Here is a 21,805-nt window from a genome sequence, read left to right as displayed (position 1 = left end):
TATTTCAATCTGGTTATTTAGAATTTTCTTCCACCAGAAAAAATTCAGAAGCTATTCCATCAGCCAGAAAAAATCCTCTTTTGGTGAGTCGGAAAATACCATTATTTAACTCCGCTTTTTTTTCCTGGACGAGTTTTTCAATCAGGTTTTCATTTCCGGTTCTTAAATCTATTTTGAATCGTTGAGTTCCGCCTAAAATATCAAGCCCCCACTTGGTCCTCAACCCGGTCATTACCCATTCATTAAACTGATCTTCAAGGCTAAGATTTTCACTGGTTATTGGCAATTCATCGGCTTCAATTTTCTGAATATACCGGCTGTTGTTCGCCACATTCCAAGCGCGCTCTGCCGGTTTAAAACTATGTGCCGAGGGGCCAAGACCGAGATATGGAATACCAAACCAATAAGAAGTATTGTGTTTTGAATAAAAACCTTCTCGCGCAAAATTGCTCACTTCATATTGTTCAAATCCTGCGGCAGCGAGTTTTTCAATTAGAACTTCAAATTGTTGAGAAGCAGCTTCATCGTCTACAGGTTTTTCGGTGCCTTTTCTAACTCGGAATCCCAGCGCGGTTGCTGGCTCAACGGTTAGGCAGTACGCCGAAATATGGGTTACTCCAAGAGCAAGCGCATTATCTATTTCAGACTTCCATTGTGAAATCTCAAGGTTTGGCAATCCATAAATCAAATCGATAGAGATATTGGTAATGCCAGCCTCATGAGCACGCTTCACGCAGGCAACGGAATCGGCACTTCGGTGCGCACGGTTCATCCACTCAAGGTATTTATCATCGAAAGATTGAATGCCGATACTCAAGCGATTCACTCCATTTTCAACTAACATGTTAAGTTTTTCAGCACTCAAATCGTCGGGGTTGGCTTCATAAGTGAATTCTATCTCATGTGCAAAATTGTAGTTTTCACGAAGGCTTTTCAGAATTGATGTCAACTCATGGGCGTTTAACAAACTCGGTGTACCTCCCCCAAAATAAAGTGTTTCAATCGGTTCAGTTCCCAGATAATCCACACGCATTTTCGCCTCTTTCTTTAAAGCATCCAGCACATTTTGCTTATTGCGCATAGAGGTAGAAAAGTGAAAATCGCAATAGGTACAAGCCTGCTTGCAAAATGGAATATGAACATAGATTCCAGCCATTAAGCTTTTGTTTTTAGCACGATTCTAAATGTGGTGCCATTGTTTGGCTCACTGCGTTTTATAAAAATCTTGCCACTGTGATAAGTCTCAATTATTCGCTTAGCAAGCGATAAACCCAGACCCCATCCACGCTTCTTAGTCGTGTAGCCGGGGTGAAAAATAGTTTTATGGTTTACACTGGGGATCCCTTTTCCGGTGTCGCTTATATCGATATAAACGTTTTGAATTTCATTGTAAATCTCTACGGTGATCTTCCCTTTTCCATCCATGGCATCAACGGCGTTTTTGAAAATGTTTTCAATTACCCAACTAAAAAGCGGTGCGTTAATCATGGCATATACTCCGGTCTCCTGATTTTGATTTATCTCAATATCCACTTTCGTTGATATCCGCGGACGCAAATAAGAAGTAGCCTGAACCATCAACTCTTTAACATCCGTTTCTTTGAGTTCGGGGGTCGATCCGATTTTAGAAAAACGATCTGTAATCATTTCAAGGCGCTCAATGTCCTTGTTTAGCTCTGTAATTGTTTCCTTATCTGTGCCTCGCGCTTCCAGAAGCTGCACCCACGCCATAAGGCTGGATAAGGGCGTGCCGAGTTGATGAGCAGTTTCTTTGGCCATTCCTATCCATACCTGATTTTGCTCCGCATTTCTAAAAGTGCTAAAAATCAAATAGGAAATAAGGAGAAACAATCCAATAATAATCAGCTGGATATAAGGGAAATATTGCAACTGAGTAATAATCACCGAGTCAGTATAAAACACATAATTTGTTTGATTTTCACCAAAATGAATTTCAATCGGCTTATTGCTGGCTTCCATTTCTCCGATTTTTTTCTGTAGTAAAAGGGAGTCCTGAACGATTGTAGAGTCAATATTGCTGTAATTTATAACATGCCTTTTTGCGCTGTCGGTTACGAGCACTGGCACCGAACCGGAGTTCATGACGGTTTCGCTGATAAACGAATTTATCAGGTTATCGATTGTCGTTTCCAAATCGGAAATAATACGAGAATCTTTGTAATACACCTTTTGCTCAATTCCTTGAATGCTTAAACCAATGGGCTCATACATTTCTCCAAAAGCAGTAATGAGACTGTCTCTACTTTTTGGAGTTCGCAAATATTTTTCATCCACATTTCTGTAAAATGGAATTTGCCTTTTAGCATCGACAACCAAAACCGGTATTGTCGTATTCTTTGACAAAATATCCTGCAAAAAACGGAGCTCGTTGTCGCTTGCCGTCAAAACCCTTCCTGTAGCTTGCGCCCAGATCTTGGCTTTGGTGCGCTCTTCGCTGCGCATATCTTTAAAAAGATTTTCGGTATAGTTTATGAGCGAGAGGCGCTCCTTAATAGCCTCGCTCCACAATTGTACTTTTTGACGTTCTTCCTGCCGTATTTTGTTTACGATATGGTTAGAGTACCATAGCGAAAGACCCACAATAACGGTAGCAAACACGAGCAATCCGGCTTTCCACCGCTGCTTTTTTGTGTATAAATTCATTTTGGAATGCTGTATTCTTCAGGTAGAAGTCTCTTCTATAGTGGGAATTTTCACCTAAAGTATAAATCTTTTCGATTTTATAAGCCAAAGATGGTGTTTTTTGCGCTCTTGCAGCTTAAACGGATTCTAAAAACGAACCTGCGATGCCTTAATTAATACCCCAGAGACTCTATAAATCATCATCTTTATCGTAAAGATCCTCATCTTGCTTTGAGTTTCCTTTTTTCTTCTTCTTTTGAGTGTTTTCCTTACCGGCAGATGTATCGTTTGCATTCTTAAACTCTTCAAAGTCTACAGAGAATTTTGCATCATTCTTTTTCTTTTGCTCCGGCACACCCGTGAGTGTTGTATCTGATTTAAACAGGCCAAACTCTTCTTTTAGAATGCTCTTAAAAGTGTTCTTCTCTTGCTCAAATTGCTGCTTGCGTTTGTTGCGTGCGGCATCTCCATCGAGGCTGAATTCGGGATTATCAACAGTTCCCTGCATCTTTAGAAAAAAGCGTAATCCGGTATTGTCATCTACCACATATCCAAATTCGTTCTGCTGTTCTCTCTTTCCTGTACGAAGCAATTCATTGATCCTGAAATTTATAGAATAGTCAATGGCGTCATCAAAGCTATGCGTGCCTGAAAGATTAAGCGTAAGTGCGGACGAACCAATCGTCATAGCCGGAATTTTAATGACACGGTTTTCGATAGCAATCGTATTGCTAAGTGTATCAAAAGCCACAACCCTAAGTTTTTTCTCAAACTCATCTACTTTTATAAGTGAGCGCCACAGTGCGTTTCCACGCAAATAATCGGAAATTGCTTGAAGGGATTCTACTTTTTTCAATTTTCCATCTAGCACCATTAATTCAATATTTGACTTAATGCTCTCTGATGCAATGGAAAGATCGCTTTTAAACAGAGCCGAAAATTCAATGGTAGCATCTGCTCTTCCTTCCAGGTTATTTGCCTGAATTACACTCTGTCCAAAATTTTCGAATGCCACAAAAAATTCTTCTAAATCAATATTTTTCAATTGGGCTAAAGCTTGAGCTTCAAATTGATTGTCAGATTTCTGTATGAAATGCACATTTGTATTTACAGTTCCTGAAGCAAGCTTAAAAGCGAATGGATTTAAAGTAAGTAATCCGCTCTTGTAGTAGGCATTGCCTGTAATATCGGTGGCTATAAATTTTCGAAATGTCATTTTTCCCACTTCCACACTTAAATCAAAAGCCACATCTTTTGGCAACTGAAAATTGTAAGTGGTATCGCGTTTTGATTCATTCTGAGTAAGAATATCATTAAAATTGAGCTCTTTAGCTTTGAAGTCGGCCTGGATACTCAATTTCTGACCTTTTCGGGAAATGTAAGGAAGCGCATTTTTTATAGTTCCCGATATTTCAAAAGGGCTTTTGTTAACCCGCGCTTTAGCCGATTTTATTATTACTGCATTGTCTTTTAACTGAATGTCTCCTTCTATTTTATCGTATAGCTGGTCCTGTCCTTCCATTTGAAAAATTCCCTCACTGAGATTTATCTTTCCTATAAAGTCTATTCCTTTTAATAAATCGAGTGTTTCATTTGTAGATTCACGAGGCAGGTTTCCTTGAAGGCGACCATCTAGCTGCACTCGTCCCTCCAGTTTCTCGAGTAGGCTTATATTTAAAAGGCTTTTTAGTTCTTCCAAATCTATTTCACCTTCCAGATTTAAATCAAATGAAGGAGCATCAAAGTCAATTATTTTGCCCCATACATTCATGTCGCCGGGGCCGATTGAGGCCTCAAGCTCATCCAGAATAAGTGAAGAGATACCATTGCGCATTTCAAACTTTCCTTTCGCTCCGCTTATTTCTGCAGTTCCAAGAGCTTCGTTGTGTTGAAATTTTCCCGAAAGGGAACTAAAAAACGCATCTAAATCGAAACGCTCCCCTGAACTCAAATTCAATTTTAAATCGGTCTTTCCCTTCGCCTTATACTTCGCAAATCTATTTCGCAGGTTTAGGGGAAGCAGATGGGTAAGCTTTTCAAGATCGGCATTTTGGGCTTCTATATTCAGATTCCACGACTGCTTGTTTTTTGGGATATAACTTCCTGTTAAGCCAATGTCTTGTCCGGCTAATTCTAAATCATCACTATTAAAGGTGTACGAATCTTTAATACGGTCTATGTCAATATTAAGATCGCCTGAAAATTTTTCAGCTTCATACAATGTATCAGATTCATAAACCACAGTTCTAATCCACATATCGCTCCCCGATTCAATAGTGTACTCTTCACTTCCAAAATCTCCGCGGGCTTTTGACTTTACCATTAGTAAATCTAAAGCGAGTTTATTTGAATCTTTAAGCCGATAGTTGAAATCTCTAATAAGAACCTCTGTTATCGAAAAGTTTGTTCCACTGCTGCTGGTGTCGTCACTGGCTTTCCAGAAATGGAAATTATCGCTTCCATTTTCATAAAAGGCCATATCAAAAAAGCCAGTGTTTATTTCTGCTTCAGATACCACATAATTCTTTCGCATGAAATTAAGCAAGCCCATTTGCAGATACATATCTTTTATATAAATCAATGTATCGGCCGTAGCTTCTCCGTTTTTCACTTGCGGAATTACAACATCGCTAAAGCGCAGCGAAGCGTATGGAAACCGCTGCAGCAAACTTAAATTTATATCGCCTACTTTTACAGGTACAGTAAGCTTGCGATTAAGCTCATACACAATTACTTTGCGCACTTCGGGCTCATACTTCTTGGCCAGGTAATACGCCACCACAAGGAGAACTGCGATGAGCGCAGCAATTATGGCAACATATTTCAGGAGTTTCTTCAATGCTGTCTGGAAAGTAAATTGGGAAAGATTTCGCCTATTCTGTTACAGCATTAAACGTACCAGTACGGTCATTATTTTAACATCTTTAGATTTATTACCTCTTGGGTAGTAAGTGCTCGCCACCTTCCGCGAGGCAAATCTTTTTTTGTAAGCCCCGCAAACATCACGCGGTCAAGCTTTACCACATAGTAACCCAATGACTCAAGCATAAGACGCACCGCTTTATTTTTTCCACTTTTCGTCTCAATTCCTATTTGCTTCTTGTCATTTTTATCACCTACGTATGATATTTCTTCTGCTTTCACAAAACCATCTTCCAGCTCCACTCCTTCAAGCAGTTTATCCATATGCTCCTTTTTCAAATTCTTATCGAGATGCACATGAAATAGTTTTTTCACTCCCAGTTTCGGGTTGCAAAGCTTCATGGTAAGGTCGCCATCGTTTGTATAAATAATCAATCCCGATGTGCTTCTATCCATTTTACCTACAGGAAGTACGCTGTGATTTCCAATTCCGCGGAGCAGTGTAAGTCCATTTCTGCGGTCCATCGTACTCTTCATTTCAGCCGTGTAGTCTTTTGGCTTATTCAGCAAGAAGTAAACCGGTTTTTCGGGTGTGATTTTCTCGCCGGCGTATTTTACAATATCGTTTGGTTGAACTTTATAGCCCATTTCGGTAATGGATTTCCCGTTTACCTCTACCAATCCGGTTTTTATTAAATCATCGGCTTCGCGGCGCGAGCAAATTCCAGAATTAGAAATATACTTGTTCAAGCGCATCGTGCCGTCTTTAGTCACATCGGCTACAGCCCGCTTACCCCGGTATCCAAAGGGTTTGCTGGCGGCGTATTTACGCACACTTGGTCGTCCACCGGGTTTACTTCCTTGTTCGTCACTTTCAGGCGTGCGCTTCCGCGAATCTGGCCATTGTGTATTTTTATCTCCCGAGCGATCATCAAAAGGTTTATCGGTGGAATATTTGCGCGCATTTGGTCGTCCTCCGGGTTTCTTTTCGTCCTCATTGGTATCGGGGTAGCGCTTCCGCGAATCTGGCCTGCGCGTATTTCTATCGGTCGTGCGTTCTCCAAAAGGCTTTCCTGTGGAGTATTTGCGAGCATTAGACCGATCACTGGTTTTGTTTTCACCTTCTTCATTTTCAGAAGTGCGCTTCCGCGAATCTGGTCGGCGCTCGTTTCTATCTTCATTCCGGTCGCTATACGGCCGACTTCCCGGACGTCTTTTATCATCAGATTTTCTATTTTCCGATCTATCGCTTTCCGGCTTCCCTCCCGGTCTTCTTCTGTCAGAATTGCCTCTTTTATTATCTCGTTCGCTCATTTATAGGTATAGCGCTCCTGAATGAACGCCGTGATTTATTGTATTAGAAATTCCAGTAAGTACTTCAATTTAATTGGCAAAGAACTTAAATTTAAAATTCATAACAACTCAATTTCAATCCTATTATAATAAAAACCTGGTTAAAAACCTACTCCTACCTTATACTATCGGGTAAAAAGCATTTGGTATATGCACTATTTCACAATTTTCATCCAATCCCGTTACAGCCACAATATCAAAGCGCGCTTCCTTATCAAGCTTTTTGCGAATAAGGTATTCATTCGCAGCCCTAATTATAAAGGCTTGTTTCTTTCTGGTTACGAATGCTTCAGGGTTTCCGTAATTATTATTTTTCCTGGTTTTTACTTCCACGAAAATTATAAACGTCTCATTTTCAGCAATAATATCTAATTCATCGTGAATATGTCGCCAGTTTCTGTCACGTATTTTGAAACCTAGTTTCTCTAAGTGCGTACAAGCATGAGATTCGCCTGCTTTACCGATTGAGTTAGTCGATTCTAAAGACATGTTAAAATTATTAATTGTGAATCTAAAGGGTTCCTTTAAACTTTCAAGTTATGAAACATTTTATGAAAAAATTTGCCGCAATTGTGCTCGGGGTTACGCTAGGTTCTATGGCTTATGCCGGTGGACCTTTCCAAGGCACCATCAAATTTACCAAAACTATTGGTCCCGTTACCGCAAATTACATTTATTACGTTAAAGGTGATAAAATTCGCGTAGAGGAATTAAGTGAAAATGGAGAAATCCAGGGTATTATGATTGTTGATACCAAAGAGAATACTGTAAAAGCGCTCAGTCCTGAGCGAAATATGTTTATAGATGTGCCAAATAAAAGGCCAGCACGTGAAACTGAAGTATTTGTTCAAAAAACGAACAACAAGAAAACGATTAACGGATATGAATGCACCGAGGTAAAAGTTACAGGAAAAGACGACGGTCGAGAGGTAACGTTCTGGGCTGCCGATGATGATTTTAATTTTATGGTTCCTATGCTGGAAACGCTAAACAGAAAAGATAAGCTGGCGGTTTACTTTATGAATATCCCAAACTTTGAAGGAGCTTTCCCGATGGTAGGAATTGAGAAAAAGACCGATGGTGTAGAGCTTACAAAGCTTCAGGTTGTGGATGTAACAAAATCTGATTTGAGCAATGATCTCTTTACAATTCCGGCAAATTACACGAAATTCGAAAGAGAGTAAAAGTCTATATTCTAAAAAGAAACTATTTCAGAAGGCTGATCGTTTTTAACGATCAGCCTTATTTTTTTGCCGTGAATCCACGCACGATTGTCATCGAGATGGCCGGATGGAAAATTGAAACATACCGGAAAATCATATTCCGCAATATGCTCACTAATAATTTCTTGAGCCGTTTTTCCAAAAGGAATTTTATTGTCATTCATATCACTCATACCGCCAATAATCAGCCCGGCGAGATTTTCAAGCATTCCGCTTCGCTTTAGTGCCATCATCATGCGGTCTATGTGGTAGAGATATTCGTCCAGATCTTCTAAAAACAAAATCTTTCCGTTTGTATTCAGTTGGCTATTTGATCCTTGCAGGCTGTAAAGCATACTCAAGTTACCACCTATCATTTCTCCTTCAGCTGCACCAGTTCTATTAAACTTATAGGTTGGAGCTGTGTAGAAAAGCTCTTTTCCCGTAAGGGCACCAACCAAAGTTTCTAAACTCTCCGGCGTGTTTTTATGAAAATCTACCGGCATGGTACTGTGTATTCCTGCCAGTCTTGCATTCATATAAAGATGATTTAAAATTGCAGTAATGTCGCTGTACCCCGCTATCCATTTCGGATCTTTTTTGAGTGCCTCCAGATCGATTGAATCAATAATTCGCACAGATCCATATCCGCCGCGAGCGCAAAGAATGGCGCGACATTCAGGATTGCGGATGGCAGCGTCAATATCTTCAAGTCGTTCGGCATCGCTTCCTGCAAACTGATTTTGCTGCTTGTACAGGTTTTTTCCTACCTCTACCCTAAAGCCAAAAGCAGTCAATTTTTCTAATGCTAGATCAATTAATTTACGATCTACAAAGCGTGCCGTAGAAACAATTTGGATTAAATCGCCTTTGGCTAAATTTTTCGGAATAATTACTGACATAGAAAAGATTGATTGAGGTGTTTATCTTTGCGCATCACAAACAAGCACATTCCTTTTGAATAATCCAAAAAGATATACAATTACAGCGGCCCTGCCTTACGCAAATGGCCCCTTACATATTGGGCATATTGCAGGCGCTTACCTCCCTGCCGATATTTTTGCACGCTACTTAAGGCTTTGCAAACGCGATGTAGTTTTTGTTTGCGGAAGCGATGAGCACGGCGCCGCTATTACGCTCAAGGCAAAAAAAGATAAAGTATCTCCACAGGAAATTGTAGATAAATACAACAATCAAATAAAAAATGCCTTTGTCGATTTCGGAATTAATTTTGACATTTATTACCGTACATCAGAGCCACTGCACCACAAAACAGCGAGCGATTATTTTTTAACCCTCCTCGAAAAAGATGTTTTTGAAGTAAAAACTTCAGAGCAGTATTATGACGAAGAGGCAGAACAATTTTTGGCTGATCGATATATTACCGGTACCTGCCCAAAGTGCGGGTTTGAAAATGCTTATGGCGACCAATGCGAAAACTGCGGAAGTACGCTTAGCTCTCAAGATTTGATCAATCCAAGATCTACCTTAAGCGGCACCCTTCCGGTAATGCGTGAAACTTCGCATTGGTTTTTACCTCTTCAAAATCACGAAACGTGGCTGCGCGAGTGGCTCGAAAATGGAACTTTGAACGGCGTAAAGCAACACAACCCTTCCAAATGGAAGAAACAAGTGCTCGGACAATGCAAATCATGGATAGACGGCGGCTTGCAACCACGTGCCATGACGCGCGACCTTGACTGGGGCGTTAAAGTACCGGTAGAAGGAGCAGACGGAAAAGTGCTTTACGTTTGGCTTGATGCCCCTATCGGATACATTTCGGCTACAAAAGCTTGGGCCGAAAGAGAAAACAAAGACTGGAAAAAATACTGGCAAGACCCTGAAACAGAATTGGTTCACTTTATTGGAAAAGACAATATTGTATTTCATTGCATTATTTTCCCTGTTTTGCTCAAAGCTCACGGCGATTATATCTTGCCTACAAATGTGCCAGCAAATGAATTTTTGAATTTGGAAGGAAAGAAAATTTCCACATCCAGAAACTGGGCGGTGTGGGTGCATGAATATCTTGAAGATTTTCCCGGCCAGCAAGACGAGTTGCGCTATGTGCTCAATGCCATCAGTCCTGAATTCCGCGATAGTGAATTTACCTGGGCCGATTATCAGGCGCGTGTAAATAACGAACTTGTGGCGGTGCTCGGCAATTTTGTAAATCGCGCTTTGGTGCTTACCCACAAGTTTTTTGATGGTAAAGTGCCTTCCGGCGAAGGAGTTGATTTAAATGAATTGGCGAAAGCAGACTGCGCCGCAGAAGTGCAACACGCGGCAGAAGATATAGCCAAATTTATTGAAGCGTATCGCTTTAGAGATGCACAGCAGGCCATGATGGGTCTGGCGCGTTTTGGAAACAAAGTACTTACCGAAACCGAGCCTTGGAAACTGGCAAAAACCGACCTTCCAAAAGCAGAAGCAATTTTGAATTTTTGTCTTCAATTGTCGGCAAATCTTACGGTAATAGCTGCGCCATTTTTGCCAAATACATGCGCAAAGCTTGGGCAAATGCTCAACACCGACTTTACCGAATGGAAAGACGCAGGAACACTAAAAATGCTCGCCGTTGGCCATGACATCAATACACCCGAATTGCTTTTTAAAAGAATAGAAGACGAAGAAGTAGAAGCGCAGAAAGCAAAACTTCAAGCTTCATTGGTACAAAACACCAAAAAAGAAAGTAGCCTTATGCCTCAAAAATCAGCTATTGAATTTGATGACTTTATGAAAATCGATATTCGTACAGCAACAATCCTGGAAGCCGAGCGCGTGCCGAAAACGGATAAGCTTATGAAGATTTTGCTCGATACGGGCCTTGATAAGCGCACTGTAGTTTCTGGAATCGCAGAGCACTATAAAGCCGAAGAACTACCCGGCAAGCAGGTTTCTGTACTAATGAATCTGGAGCCGCGAAAAATAAAAGGAGTTGAATCGCAGGGAATGATTTTGATGGCAGAAGATGCCGACGGAAAGCTTAGCTTTATGAGCCCGACGACTGAAATGCCGAATGGATCGACGGTGCGGTAGGACAAAATAGTAAAAAGAGATTTCCATAACTGTCTTTTCAAGCTCATTCAAAAGAGAAATAAAGCTCAACTATTGTAAATTTGGAGCCGGATAAATCATTCTCATGAGCTAAAAGAGTAAAACGCTAAAAGACAGTTTTCAGGATTTAAACTTTGTACATTTTACCAAGACTTGTGGCAACAAACTGTATCTGCCTCAGTCTAGGTTCTAAAAACCACGAAGCCGTTCTCTTAGCGCGTTCTCCGCATCATCTCTGCCACATACTTCCCTACAATATCAAACTCCAGATTTACCGAGTCGCCTACTTTTAGATTCTTAAAACCGGTATGCTCGTAAGTATATGGAATAATTGCTACTGAAAAAGAATCCTGGCTGCTATCTACCACAGTAAGGCTAACTCCATTTATTGTAATGGATCCCTTTTTAACAGTTACAAACTCGGCGGAAGGCGCATATGAAAAATAGAAACGCCAACTCCCATTATCTTCTTTGATTTTAGTAACCTTAGCCGTGGTATCTACATGGCCTTGAACGATATGGCCGTCGAAACGGCCGTTAGCGGGCATACAACGCTCCAAATTTATACTCATGCCTTTTTTCCATTCGGCAAGTCGCGTTTTATCAAGCGTTTCTTGTATGGCAGTAACGCGGTATTTTCTATCATTAAGGGCAACAACAGTAAGGCATACACCATCGTGGGCAACGCTCTGATCAATTTTTAATTCGTTGCTGATATTAGATTCTATTATAAAATGGATATTTCCACCATCGTTCTCTATCTCCCGAATGGTGCCCAGAGTTTCAATTATTCCAGTAAACATGTTTTTATTAATTCTGCTTTTGTGGGCGATCTGCAAATACAGTAACATACCCCGACAAATTTACCGGATCTAATCCGGATAACCGAATGGAAAACACTTTGCAGGTATAGAAATAAGTGCCATCGCTTACCAGCTCGCCGGTTTCCTTGTTGGTTCCATCCCATAAAATATCAGGATCGGTACTTTGAAAAACAATAGAGCCCCACCGATTGAAAACAGTAAATTCTACCGACTCAACCGAACGATATGGAAACGGGCCAAAAACATCGTTTTTACCGTCACCATTTGGAGTAATTACATTTGGAAATTCATAAATCGGGCAATTATCAAAACAAAGGATATTGCTAAACTCACTTTCATTTTGATTAAGAGATCCATCCGGCCAGAGCGCAAGAGAGTCGAGCGCCGTAATGGCGTAGCACCCCGCTATGGAGTTTTCAAAATATAACTGCAAGTCAGTCTGACCGCTAAAATCAATAGTCTCTAACAATTCAAATTCTCCACCTTCTACCGGTGTGAAATATATATTGTAAGCCGTTACATCATCCGTATCTACGCATTCTTCGTTAGGATTTGTCCATTCAAAATCTACCGTAAATTCTACACAATCACCATCTCCTGCAAAAACCGGTGGACAGGGTGGAGTGCGGTCATAAGGCTGATCGCAAATACGCTGCGAAAAATTTACAAGCGTATCATTCTCTTCAATAGCTTGATACGAGCCACGACTTACAATGTAATAACAGTAGTTGCGGTTGTTGACCAAATTGCTGTCCACATAGCCCGCTTCAGATGAAACATCGATTAAATCAAAGGGACCGGATCCATCGGTTTGACGATAAATATCATACTCATAATTAAGCCAGGGAACTTCTTCACGCCAGCTCAACCCCATTTGATTGTCATTTGGCGTAAGCTTCAGAAACAACGATGAAGCTTTATTAGATCGCGCGGCAAACGCTCCACCGCTAAACAATTCTACCCGATAGGTATGGGCGGTATCTTCTGTATTGATATTGTCAGAAATAAAAGAAGTTGGCAGGTCATCAATATCTGCCTGAACATCTGATGTATAAACAACTCCAGTCGGCGATTCATACCCATCGCTCCGAAGCAACTTATACTGGTACGGGCCAGGAAACACCAATGTATCAAGCTCTATCGGGCTGCGCCAAAAAATGGTATCAACACCAAAAATTGCAGTTGTTCCGACACTATTTTTCTTAATAATAGGAATTTCAAATTTTATTTGATCACAAGATTCGTTACTCGCATAGCTTTCTGCGCCATCTTTAAAATAAGCAATCACCATATAGCAAGTCTCGCGGCCAAAAATAATTTCGTCCATATCGAGGTAAGTGGTACTTTCAAGCCCTTCCAGGTCAGCTATTTGCACAAATCCGGTATATTCAGGCACCCCTGTTTCACAAGGGTCGGGCACAAAACCATACGAACCTATACGCCTGTATATTTTGTATCCGATAGCTTCAGTACACGGTGATTCATCCCAGTTTAATTGTATAGCACTTCCTACGGCTTCCGCCAATAGATTTTCGGGAGCGGGCGCCACCACATAAATATTCATGGTTTCGATGGCCACCAAATCTACTCCGGGACCATTATCGGTTGCCTCAAATACTGCGGGATAAGGAGCCAGCCTAACATGGCTGCAATTCGTATTCCAGTTAAATGTAGCTTCTACCGGAGGCAATTCACCCGTTTGAGTAACCGGATCGGCAGGTGAGCTCGCAACTTCATAAGGTGCTCCAAAACCAATAACTTCAACATTGGTGCTATTGGGATCATCGGCATAAACCGAAAAAGTGAGTGTTTGACCGGCTTCCACGCATGTGTCGTTTAAAGCTTCAATGATGGGAGGTAAATTATCGCAGGTCATTACCGTTATCTGCATATCGCGTAACACGGTACCTACTTGTAAACCATTTTGGTATTCTTCAACTAAAATTGCGATGTTGTATTCCCCTTCCCGCTGCGGCACTTCCCATATTATTGTTCCCGTTTGCGAATCAATGCTTAGATTCATGGATGTATTTGGCGGATTGGTACTTGACGGTAGAATTTGATTAGGATATTCATAAAAACCCAGCTCAAATGACTGGCAGTTTTCGCCCATTCCGGGTACCAATGAATAAACAAGGCTATCACCATCTGGATCAACAGCACCTGGATTAAAAACCCATGGTTGCCAAAGGCAGGCATCTTGTAAACAATCATTTTGAAAGGTCACTGAGCTATTCTCCTCAATAGCAGGCGAAATACGTAGTGTGGTTTGAATGGCAAATGGAATTTGTACAGATCCACCATTCGCAATGTTTAAAATATCGGCGTTTCTATTGGGATCGGTAATACATATTTTGTAAAGTCCGGAGCCCGGAAATGTATGCGATTTGATATAAATGTTGGTTTGAGAATCCTTAATCGGATCAAAAATAATCTCGGCTCGCTCTAAGCTATCGGCGGGTGATCCATCGCCCCAAAAAATAGGAAGAAAAGGCCTGTCGGCGGGCGCAGAGGTTTTGGTGCAGGTATAGACTGTAAACTCGTAGGTATTGCCATCAATATGCCTGTAAGTAATCTCGCCGGCACGATTGTGCGTGGCGTACACACCCGAAACGATGATAAGTAAAGCGAATACCGTAGTAAATAAATGTTTCAAGGTCTGTAAAATAAAGAATCTTAAAGGTAATTAAAATTCAATAGAATAAACGCTATAAATGTCATTTCTATTGTAAATAACTGCTACTGCTTCTCATATACTGACAATAGGATAGCAATAATAAAAGATTAAATTAGCGCAAAATAAACTTATGTCTGCACCAATTAAGCTCAAATCCAAGCATCAGGGCGAAGATGTGATATGTATTATTGATGGCGAATTTTCATCTGCGCTTGACGCACATATTACAGCTGAAACAAAGAAATCCCTACGCGCTAAACCCGCCGACTGGCAATCTTTTATTTCGGCATCAAGCAAGGGCATCACTTATGTAAATATTCAGAAACCAAAAGACGGTAAAAATAGTACCGAACATTATAGGATTGCCGGGGCAGCTCTTTGGGATTTTATGAAATCTATTAATAAAGCATCGGTGCATTTGGCTACTGGCAATGAGAGTAGCGCATTGGCTATTGCCGAAGGATTATGGCTTAAAAATTACCGTTTTGAACCTTATAAAAAGAAAAAGTCTGCTTTTGAAATTAAACATATTGGCGTTCAAAAAGAAATCAGCTCTAAGAAAGAAGTAGATTCTTTAATCGCTGTTTTAGATGGAATTTATTTTGCCCGCGACCTAGTTAATGAACCCGCGAATATTTTAACCGCCGTTGAGATGGCCAAACGTATAAAAGACGGCGGAAAACAAGCGGGATACAAGGTAGACATAATGGGTAGAACCAAAATTAAAGCCCTAAAAATGGGCGGTTTGCTTGCTGTAAATCAAGGAAGTACTAAGGATCCCACCTTTTCTGTTATTGAATATAAACCTGCTAAACCTAAAAACAAGAAACCAATAGTGCTGGTGGGAAAAGGCATCGTATACGATACCGGAGGCTTGAGTTTGAAGCCCACTCTCAACTCTATGGATATTATGAAATGTGATATGGGTGGAGCAGCGGCCGTGGCCGGTGCCATTTTCGCGGCAGCGACTGCAGGTCTTCCCATTCATATTGTCGGTTTGATTCCCGCCACCGACAATCAACCCGGCCCTGACGCTTATGGCCCCGGCGATGTAATTACAATGATGGATGGCACAACAGTAGAGGTAATGAATACCGATGCTGAAGGGAGACTGGTACTTGCTGATGCGCTGGCTTACGCTAAAAAATTAAAACCCGAACTAACCATTGACCTTGCTACCCTTACAGGATCGGCAATCGCGGCAATTGGCACTTATGCGGCAGCACTAATGGGCTCGGCAAGCGATGCGACAAAATCTAAATTGCTCGAAGCGGGCACAAACAGCTGGGAACGGCTGGTAGAATTCCCCTTATGGGATGATTACGAAAACGACCTGAAAAGCGACATTGCAGACATTAAGAACTTAGGATCTTCGCCACTTGCAGGGGTTATTATTGCAGGTAAGTTTTTGGAGAGATTTACAGATTACCCTTGGTTACATATCGATATTGCCGGTCCGGCGTTCTTACCTTCTGCACGTGGATATTTACCGAAAGGTGCAACCGGATTTGGTGTAAATTTGTTGTTTAGTTTCTTTAAGGATTATAAGTAATTAGCTTTAACGATTGTGTTTTACTTATTGCGGCTGTCTATAACACATCTGAGTAGTAAACAGATGTGTAAAAATTTGCACTCAGATTTTAATAGTTTTCCGATTTGCACGTTATATTAGAGGCATCACAAAAGGAAAATTATTAGGCATAACTTTCATAAGAAGCTGAAAGTTAATTAATAACTTAACGAAAAAAATGACAAGTACTGATAGAATAAGAGTAGGGATTACGCTCGGCGACATGAATGGAATAGGCCCGGAGGTTATACTCCGAACGCTTTCAGACAGCAGGCTTTTCCAAAATATAATACCCATAGTTTACGGATCAAACCGAGTAATGAACTTTTACAAAAAAGAACTAGGGCTCGACGAAATAACTTTTCAGGGAGCAAAAGATGCAGATCAGGCGGTTTACAAAAAAGCAAATCTCATATCTATTACCCGCGAAGAATTATTAGTAGAGCCGGGGAAGGTAAGTGTGCAAGCCGGAAAACTGGCATTTGAATCTTTGCAAAAAGCTGTGCAAGACCTTGCCAGCAACAAAATAGACGTACTAGTTACCGCTCCCATTAACAAGAAGAATATTCAGAGTGAGGATTTTCATTTTCCGGGTCATACCGAATATTTGGCAAAATATAGCAATGTAGAAGATGCACTTATGCTTATGTGTAGCGAAACCCTGCGTGTAGGAGTCGTTACAGGCCACATTCCGCTTAAAGATGTAAATACCCATATTACCAAACAGGCTGTTCTGAAAAAAATACTCGCCATTGATAAAACTCTGCGCACCGATTTCTCAATCGAAAAACCAAAAATTGCCGTGTTGGGATTAAATCCTCATGCCGGCGATGACGGATTGCTGGGAATGGAAGAAAAAGATGTGATAAACCCTGCCATTCATGAGGCGCGCGATCAGGGAATTTTAGCCATTGGCCCGTTTCCTGCAGATGGATTCTTTGCAAGTTCAAACTGGAAAAACTTTGATGCCGTTTTGGCGATGTACCATGACCAAGGGCTTATACCCTTTAAATCTATTGCCGGCGAATACGGCGTAAACTTTACCGCAGGCTTGCCAATTGTGCGCACATCTCCGGCACACGGCACCGCCTATGACCTTGCTGGCAAAGGAATTGCAAGTGAGCAAAGCTTTAGGCAGGCACTTTATATGGCATGCGATATTTACCATACCCGAATGGAAAACCGGGAGCTTGCTGCCAACGCTTTACAACCTCAGAAAAAAGATTAGTTTTTGAGCATTGCAATTATGAATTTTTGACTACATTTGCCGTCCCAATATTTAGGGAGGATGGTCATGGAAGAATTTATCATACCCTTTTTCGGACTGAAAGAAGGTAAACATGAGTTCAAGTTTAAAATTGACCGGTTGTTCTTTGAAGCTTTTGAGAGTAGCTTGCTTGAAGACGCCGAGATCGAGGTAAAACTCGAACTTGAAAAATCGAGCAGTATGCTCGTGCTTGACTTTAAGGCGAAAGGTAAAACTACAGTACCCTGCGATAGGTGTGGAGATGATTTTGATCTGCCCATCAAAACAAAGGAAAGAATATACGTGAAGTTTGGCGATGAGGCATTCGAACAAACAGATGATATTCTGGTGCTTAGCCATGACAGTCATGAAATTGATGTATCGCATCATATTTATGAAATGATTGTTATTAGCCTTCCCAATAAGCGGGTACACAGCAAAAAAAGCGATTGTGATCAGGAAGCAATTGAGCGACTGAAGAAATTAAAAATCAAAGCAGAAGAATTAAAAGCAAAGAATACAGATCCCCGATGGGACGCATTAAAAAAATTGAAGTAACATAAAACATATATAATGGCACATCCTAAGCGAAAAATATCCAAAACAAGAAGAGATAAACGCCGCACACATTACAAAACCAGTGGGCCTACTCTTGCTACGGACTCTACTACCGGCGAAGTACATCAGTACCACAGAGCGCACTGGTATGAAGGAAAACTTTATTATAAAGGTAAGGTCGTAATGGATCCTACCGCCGCCGAATAAGAAATTCTTAAAGCAATTTAGAATCAGCCTAAATGGCTGATTTTTTTTGTGCGCACACGCCGAAGTGTCTTGCGTGCAATAAGTTTTCTAACTTAGCGCCTTAATCACATCCAATTTTTCAGATAAACTGCATACTAAATGACCAAATTACGGGCAGCAATTACAGCGGTAAATGGTTACGTGCCGGACGATAAACTCACAAATGCCGATTTAGAAAAAATCGTTGATACCAACGATGAGTGGATCAGAGCGCGTACCGGAATCCAGGAGAGAAGAATTTTAAAGGATCCCACAAAAGCGAGCAGCGATATGGGAGCCGAAGCCGTAAAAGGCTTACTGAAAAAACGGGGTATCGGGCCAGAAGAAATTGATATGGTGATTTGTGCTACGGCTACTCCAGATCATCTATTTCCTTCTACCGCAAATTTAATTTCGCATAAATGCGGAATAAAAGACGCGTGGTCATACGATATTATGGCAGCGTGTAGCGGATTTTTATACGCCCTTACAACCGCAAGCCAATTTATTGAAACTGGCAAATACAAGAAAATTATTGTTGTAGGTGCAGATAAAATGAGCTCTATCGTTGATTATACCGATAGAAGTACTTGCATAATTTTTGGAGATGGTGCCGGAGCAGTGCTTCTTGAGCCAAATGAGGAAGGAATGGGAATTCAAGATTCCATATTGCACACCGATGGAAGCGGAAGAGATTATTTGCACCAGAAAGCAGGTGGATCGCTCAATCCCGCCACTGTAAAAACAGTAGAAAACAAAGATCATTATATTTTTCAGGAGGGCCGAACCGTATTTAAATTTGCGGTGAGCAAAATGGCCGATGTTTCTGCAGAAATTCTCGAGAAAAACAATCTTACCGGCGAAGATGTAGCATGGCTGGTACCTCATCAGGCTAATTTACGCATTATCGATGCTACCGCTAATAGAATGGGGCTTGACCCATCTAAGGTGATGATTAATATTCACAAATTTGGAAATACAACGAATGGAACAATTCCCCTTTGCTTATGGGAATGGGAAAACAAGCTAAAAAAAGGCGACAACATTATTCTCGCGGCTTTTGGTGGCGGTTTTACCTGGGGTTCCATTTATTTAAAATGGGCATATGATACCAAATAGCCCAAACATTTTTATATTTAACGCCCGCATTTATCCAACTCACCAATTATGAAATTAACTGAGATACAGGATTTGATAAAGTTTGTAGCCCGCTCTGGTGTAACCGAAGTGGAAATAGAACAAGCAAACTTTAAGATCACCATTAAAAGCGAATCTGATAAGAAAAAGAAAGGATCGCAGCAACAGCAGGAAGCATACCTACAGCAGCCCATGCAAATGATGCCGCAGATGATGCCACAGCAAATGCAACCGGTACAGCAAATGCAGCAACAAGCACCTTCAGCTGCTGAGCCAACCAAAGACCAAAAAGCAGAGGATGAATCAAAGTACATCACGGTAAAATCTCCGATGATTGGTACCTTCTATCGTTCGCCTGGGCCTGATAAAGATCCTTTCCTTTCGGTAGGAGACGATATTAAAGAAGGAAAGGTGATTTGCATCATTGAAGCGATGAAACTCTTTAACGAAATAGAAGCCGAAATAAGCGGAAAAATCGTTAAAGTGCTCGCCGAAGATGCATCGCCGGTTGAATACGACCAGCCATTATTTTTGGTAGATCCTTCTTAAGTTTTCTATCTTTTTTGAAACCTGACGCCTCTTCTTATGTTTAAGAAAATACTTATAGCCAATCGCGGTGAAATAGCTTTGCGGATTATTAGAACCTGCAAGGAAATGGGCATTAAAACCGTTGCCGTATATAGCACTGCCGATGCAGAAAGTCTGCCGGTTCGTTTTGCAGATGAAGCCGTTTGTATTGGCCCTCCTCCCAGTTCGGAGTCTTATTTACGCATTCCAAATATTATTGCGGCCGCAGAAATCACTAATGCAGATGCAATACATCCGGGATACGGATTCTTGTCAGAAAACGCTAAGTTTTCCAGAATCTGTGCTGAGAATGGAATCAAATTTATTGGTGCCCTGCCTGATCAAATTGAAGGAATGGGAGATAAGGCGACGGCCAAAGAAACTATGCTTGCTGCCGGTGTGCCTTGTGTTCCCGGTTCGGCAGGATTGCTAAAAGACGGCAAACATGCCATTAAAATGTCAAGAGAAGTTGGCCTTCCGGTAATGATGAAAGCTACTGCCGGTGGTGGTGGTAAAGGGATGCGCGTAGTTTGGAAAGAAGAAGATATTGAAAATGCTCTGTCCGCCATCCAGCGCGAAGCGCAAGCTGCCTTCGGAAACGATGGTGTTTATATGGAGAAGTTTATTGAAGAGCCACGCCACATAGAGATTCAGGTTGCCGGCGATCAGTTTGGTACATTTTGCCATATGAGCGAGCGCGACTGCTCTATTCAGCGTCGCCACCAAAAGCTTGTTGAAGAAACGCCGAGTCCATTTATGACTAAGGCCCTTCGCAAAAAGATGGGCGAGGCGGCTATAAAAGCTGCCGCTGCCGTAAATTATGAAGGAGTAGGAACAGTAGAATTTTTGGTTGACAAACACCGAAACTTCTATTTTATGGAAATGAATACCCGTATACAGGTAGAGCATACCATTACCGAAGAAGTAATTAATTTTGACCTTGTAAAGGAGCAAATTAAGATTGCCGCCGGGATTCCAATAAGCGGTATAAATTACGAACCTCAAATGCACGCTATCCAGTGCCGAATAAACGCTGAAGATCCATTCAATAACTTCAGACCAAGTCCTGGGAAAATTACAGTTTATCACGCTCCCGGAGGCCATGGTGTGCGCATAGACACTCACGTTTACGCCGACTATACCATTCCGCCAAATTACGACTCAATGATCTCTAAACTCATCGTAAGAGCCCAAACTCGTGAAGAGGCAATCAAAAAGATGTATCGCGCTTTGAGCGAATACATTATTGATGGGGTTAAAACCACCATACCGTTCCACATTCGTTTATTTGAAGACGAGAAGTTTAAAAAAGGAGATTTTACTACCAAGTTTTTGGAGACATTTGACTTGAAGCCGTAGGCTTTTTTTCATCCATACGTCACCTTGGCGTGAGTCGTTAACCAACGTCACTCGTTAACCAACGTCACTCTGAACTTGTTTCAGAGTCTGTTCACTGTGCTTGGGTCTAATCAGAGTCTGTTCATTGTGCCTGGGTCTAATCACTTCTTCCCTTTCTCCTTATCCATCTTCTTCTTCTTATACTCCAGTATTTCCTCATCGGTAAACATTCGCAGGCCAGATCGATCAAATCTGGATTATTCTCTTTAATAAAATTCCATTTCCACTCTTTATGCCAGTTTTTAAGTTGCTTTTCGCGCTTAATGGCATTTACAATAATCGGAATTGTCTCAAAATACATTAGGTCGTACACGTTGTACCGCGAAGAAAAAACACAACCATGACCGCTTTTATGCTGTAGCATTCTAAGTCGAATTCTGCTCGTTACACCAACATAAAGAACCGTTCTGTTCTTGTTGCTTAATACATAGGTATATCCAGTTTTTGGCATTAATGGGGGATGGATAAGATTAGACAAGATCAGAA

Annotated in this window: 18 protein-coding genes; 9 read left to right on the top strand and 9 right to left on the bottom strand. The window is 41.2% G+C overall.

Annotated features, from left to right (window positions below; translation table 11 throughout):
- Nucleotides 1-13 precede the first annotated feature (13 nt).
- The 5 genes from hemW to G3O08_RS13710 all read right to left on the bottom strand — a co-directional run bounded on the left by hemW (nucleotide 14) and on the right by G3O08_RS13710 (nucleotide 7,347).
- Entirely contained in the window at nucleotides 14-1,156 is a 1,143-nt protein-coding gene (hemW, locus tag G3O08_RS13730; RefSeq protein WP_163285956.1) for a radical SAM family heme chaperone HemW, read from the bottom strand.
- On the bottom strand, nucleotides 1,156-2,664 hold the full coding sequence (locus G3O08_RS13725) for a sensor histidine kinase (RefSeq protein WP_163285955.1): 1,509 nt from the start codon (nucleotides 2,662-2,664) through the stop codon (nucleotides 1,156-1,158). Before G3O08_RS13725 ends, hemW begins: the two co-directional genes overlap by 1 nt.
- Before the next feature lie 169 nt (nucleotides 2,665-2,833).
- Entirely contained in the window at nucleotides 2,834-5,482 is a 2,649-nt protein-coding gene (locus tag G3O08_RS13720; RefSeq protein ID WP_163285954.1) for an AsmA-like C-terminal region-containing protein, read from the bottom strand.
- A gap of 71 nt (nucleotides 5,483-5,553) precedes the next feature.
- Nucleotides 5,554-6,819 (bottom strand): pseudouridine synthase, encoded by a 1,266-nt coding sequence (locus G3O08_RS13715; RefSeq protein WP_163285953.1) that lies wholly within the window; start codon nucleotides 6,817-6,819, stop codon nucleotides 5,554-5,556.
- A gap of 159 nt (nucleotides 6,820-6,978) precedes the next feature.
- Nucleotides 6,979-7,347: a YraN family protein gene (locus tag G3O08_RS13710; RefSeq protein ID WP_163285952.1), complete on the bottom strand. Its 369-nt coding sequence runs from the start codon at nucleotides 7,345-7,347 to the stop codon at nucleotides 6,979-6,981.
- A gap of 50 nt (nucleotides 7,348-7,397) precedes the next feature.
- On the opposite strand from G3O08_RS13710, the gene G3O08_RS13705 reads away from it, so the two are divergent.
- On the top strand, nucleotides 7,398-8,042 hold the full coding sequence (locus G3O08_RS13705; protein WP_163285951.1) for a DUF4412 domain-containing protein: 645 nt from the start codon (nucleotides 7,398-7,400) through the stop codon (nucleotides 8,040-8,042).
- Nucleotides 8,043-8,053: 11 nt separating this feature from the next.
- Here G3O08_RS13705 and G3O08_RS13700 read toward each other — a convergent pair whose 3' ends face one another.
- The gene (locus G3O08_RS13700; RefSeq protein WP_163285950.1) at nucleotides 8,054-8,962 is read right to left on the bottom strand and encodes a S66 peptidase family protein; all 909 of its coding nucleotides are present in this window, start codon (nucleotides 8,960-8,962) and stop codon (nucleotides 8,054-8,056) included.
- A gap of 55 nt (nucleotides 8,963-9,017) precedes the next feature.
- On the opposite strand from G3O08_RS13700, the gene metG reads away from it, so the two are divergent.
- Nucleotides 9,018-11,099, top strand: a complete 2,082-nt coding sequence (gene metG / locus G3O08_RS13695) for a methionine--tRNA ligase (protein WP_163285949.1) — start codon at nucleotides 9,018-9,020, stop codon at nucleotides 11,097-11,099.
- A gap of 230 nt (nucleotides 11,100-11,329) precedes the next feature.
- Here metG and G3O08_RS13690 read toward each other — a convergent pair whose 3' ends face one another.
- The gene (locus G3O08_RS13690; protein WP_163285948.1) at nucleotides 11,330-11,920 is read right to left on the bottom strand and encodes a riboflavin synthase; all 591 of its coding nucleotides are present in this window, start codon (nucleotides 11,918-11,920) and stop codon (nucleotides 11,330-11,332) included.
- Nucleotides 11,921-11,927: 7 nt separating this feature from the next.
- Nucleotides 11,928-14,597 (bottom strand): T9SS type B sorting domain-containing protein, encoded by a 2,670-nt coding sequence (locus G3O08_RS13685; protein WP_163285947.1) that lies wholly within the window; start codon nucleotides 14,595-14,597, stop codon nucleotides 11,928-11,930.
- 151 nt (nucleotides 14,598-14,748) lie between these two features.
- Between G3O08_RS13685 and G3O08_RS13680 the strand changes: the two genes are divergently transcribed.
- From G3O08_RS13680 to accC, 7 genes are all read left to right on the top strand, one after another.
- Nucleotides 14,749-16,170, top strand: coding sequence for a leucyl aminopeptidase family protein (locus G3O08_RS13680; protein ID WP_163285946.1), 1,422 nt, complete (start codon nucleotides 14,749-14,751; stop codon nucleotides 16,168-16,170).
- A 196-nt stretch (nucleotides 16,171-16,366) separates the two neighbouring features.
- Nucleotides 16,367-17,416: a 4-hydroxythreonine-4-phosphate dehydrogenase PdxA gene (pdxA, locus tag G3O08_RS13675; RefSeq protein ID WP_163285945.1), complete on the top strand. Its 1,050-nt coding sequence runs from the start codon at nucleotides 16,367-16,369 to the stop codon at nucleotides 17,414-17,416.
- A 66-nt stretch (nucleotides 17,417-17,482) separates the two neighbouring features.
- On the top strand, nucleotides 17,483-17,992 hold the full coding sequence (locus G3O08_RS13670; protein WP_239541226.1) for a YceD family protein: 510 nt from the start codon (nucleotides 17,483-17,485) through the stop codon (nucleotides 17,990-17,992).
- Between the two features lie 15 nt (nucleotides 17,993-18,007).
- On the top strand, nucleotides 18,008-18,199 hold the full coding sequence (rpmF, locus tag G3O08_RS13665; protein ID WP_163285943.1) for a 50S ribosomal protein L32: 192 nt from the start codon (nucleotides 18,008-18,010) through the stop codon (nucleotides 18,197-18,199).
- A gap of 138 nt (nucleotides 18,200-18,337) precedes the next feature.
- Nucleotides 18,338-19,336: a beta-ketoacyl-ACP synthase III gene (locus G3O08_RS13660; protein ID WP_163285942.1), complete on the top strand. Its 999-nt coding sequence runs from the start codon at nucleotides 18,338-18,340 to the stop codon at nucleotides 19,334-19,336.
- A 48-nt stretch (nucleotides 19,337-19,384) separates the two neighbouring features.
- Nucleotides 19,385-19,903 carry an acetyl-CoA carboxylase biotin carboxyl carrier protein gene (gene accB / locus G3O08_RS13655; RefSeq protein ID WP_163285941.1) on the top strand — a complete coding sequence of 173 codons (519 nt, stop codon included), beginning with the start codon at nucleotides 19,385-19,387 and terminating at the stop codon, nucleotides 19,901-19,903.
- A gap of 36 nt (nucleotides 19,904-19,939) precedes the next feature.
- Nucleotides 19,940-21,280, top strand: coding sequence for an acetyl-CoA carboxylase biotin carboxylase subunit (accC, locus tag G3O08_RS13650; protein WP_163285940.1), 1,341 nt, complete (start codon nucleotides 19,940-19,942; stop codon nucleotides 21,278-21,280).
- A 136-nt stretch (nucleotides 21,281-21,416) separates the two neighbouring features.
- On the opposite strand, the gene G3O08_RS13645 is transcribed toward accC, so the two are convergent.
- On the bottom strand, nucleotides 21,417-21,770 hold the full coding sequence (locus tag G3O08_RS13645) for a GIY-YIG nuclease family protein (protein WP_163285939.1): 354 nt from the start codon (nucleotides 21,768-21,770) through the stop codon (nucleotides 21,417-21,419).
- Nucleotides 21,771-21,805 lie beyond the last annotated feature (35 nt).

Origin of the sequence: Cryomorpha ignava, from assembly GCF_010686655.1 — a bacterium.
Classification (GTDB): domain Bacteria; phylum Bacteroidota; class Bacteroidia; order Flavobacteriales_D; family Cryomorphaceae; genus Cryomorpha; species Cryomorpha ignava.
This window is presented reverse-complemented; position numbering and strand designations above follow the sequence as displayed.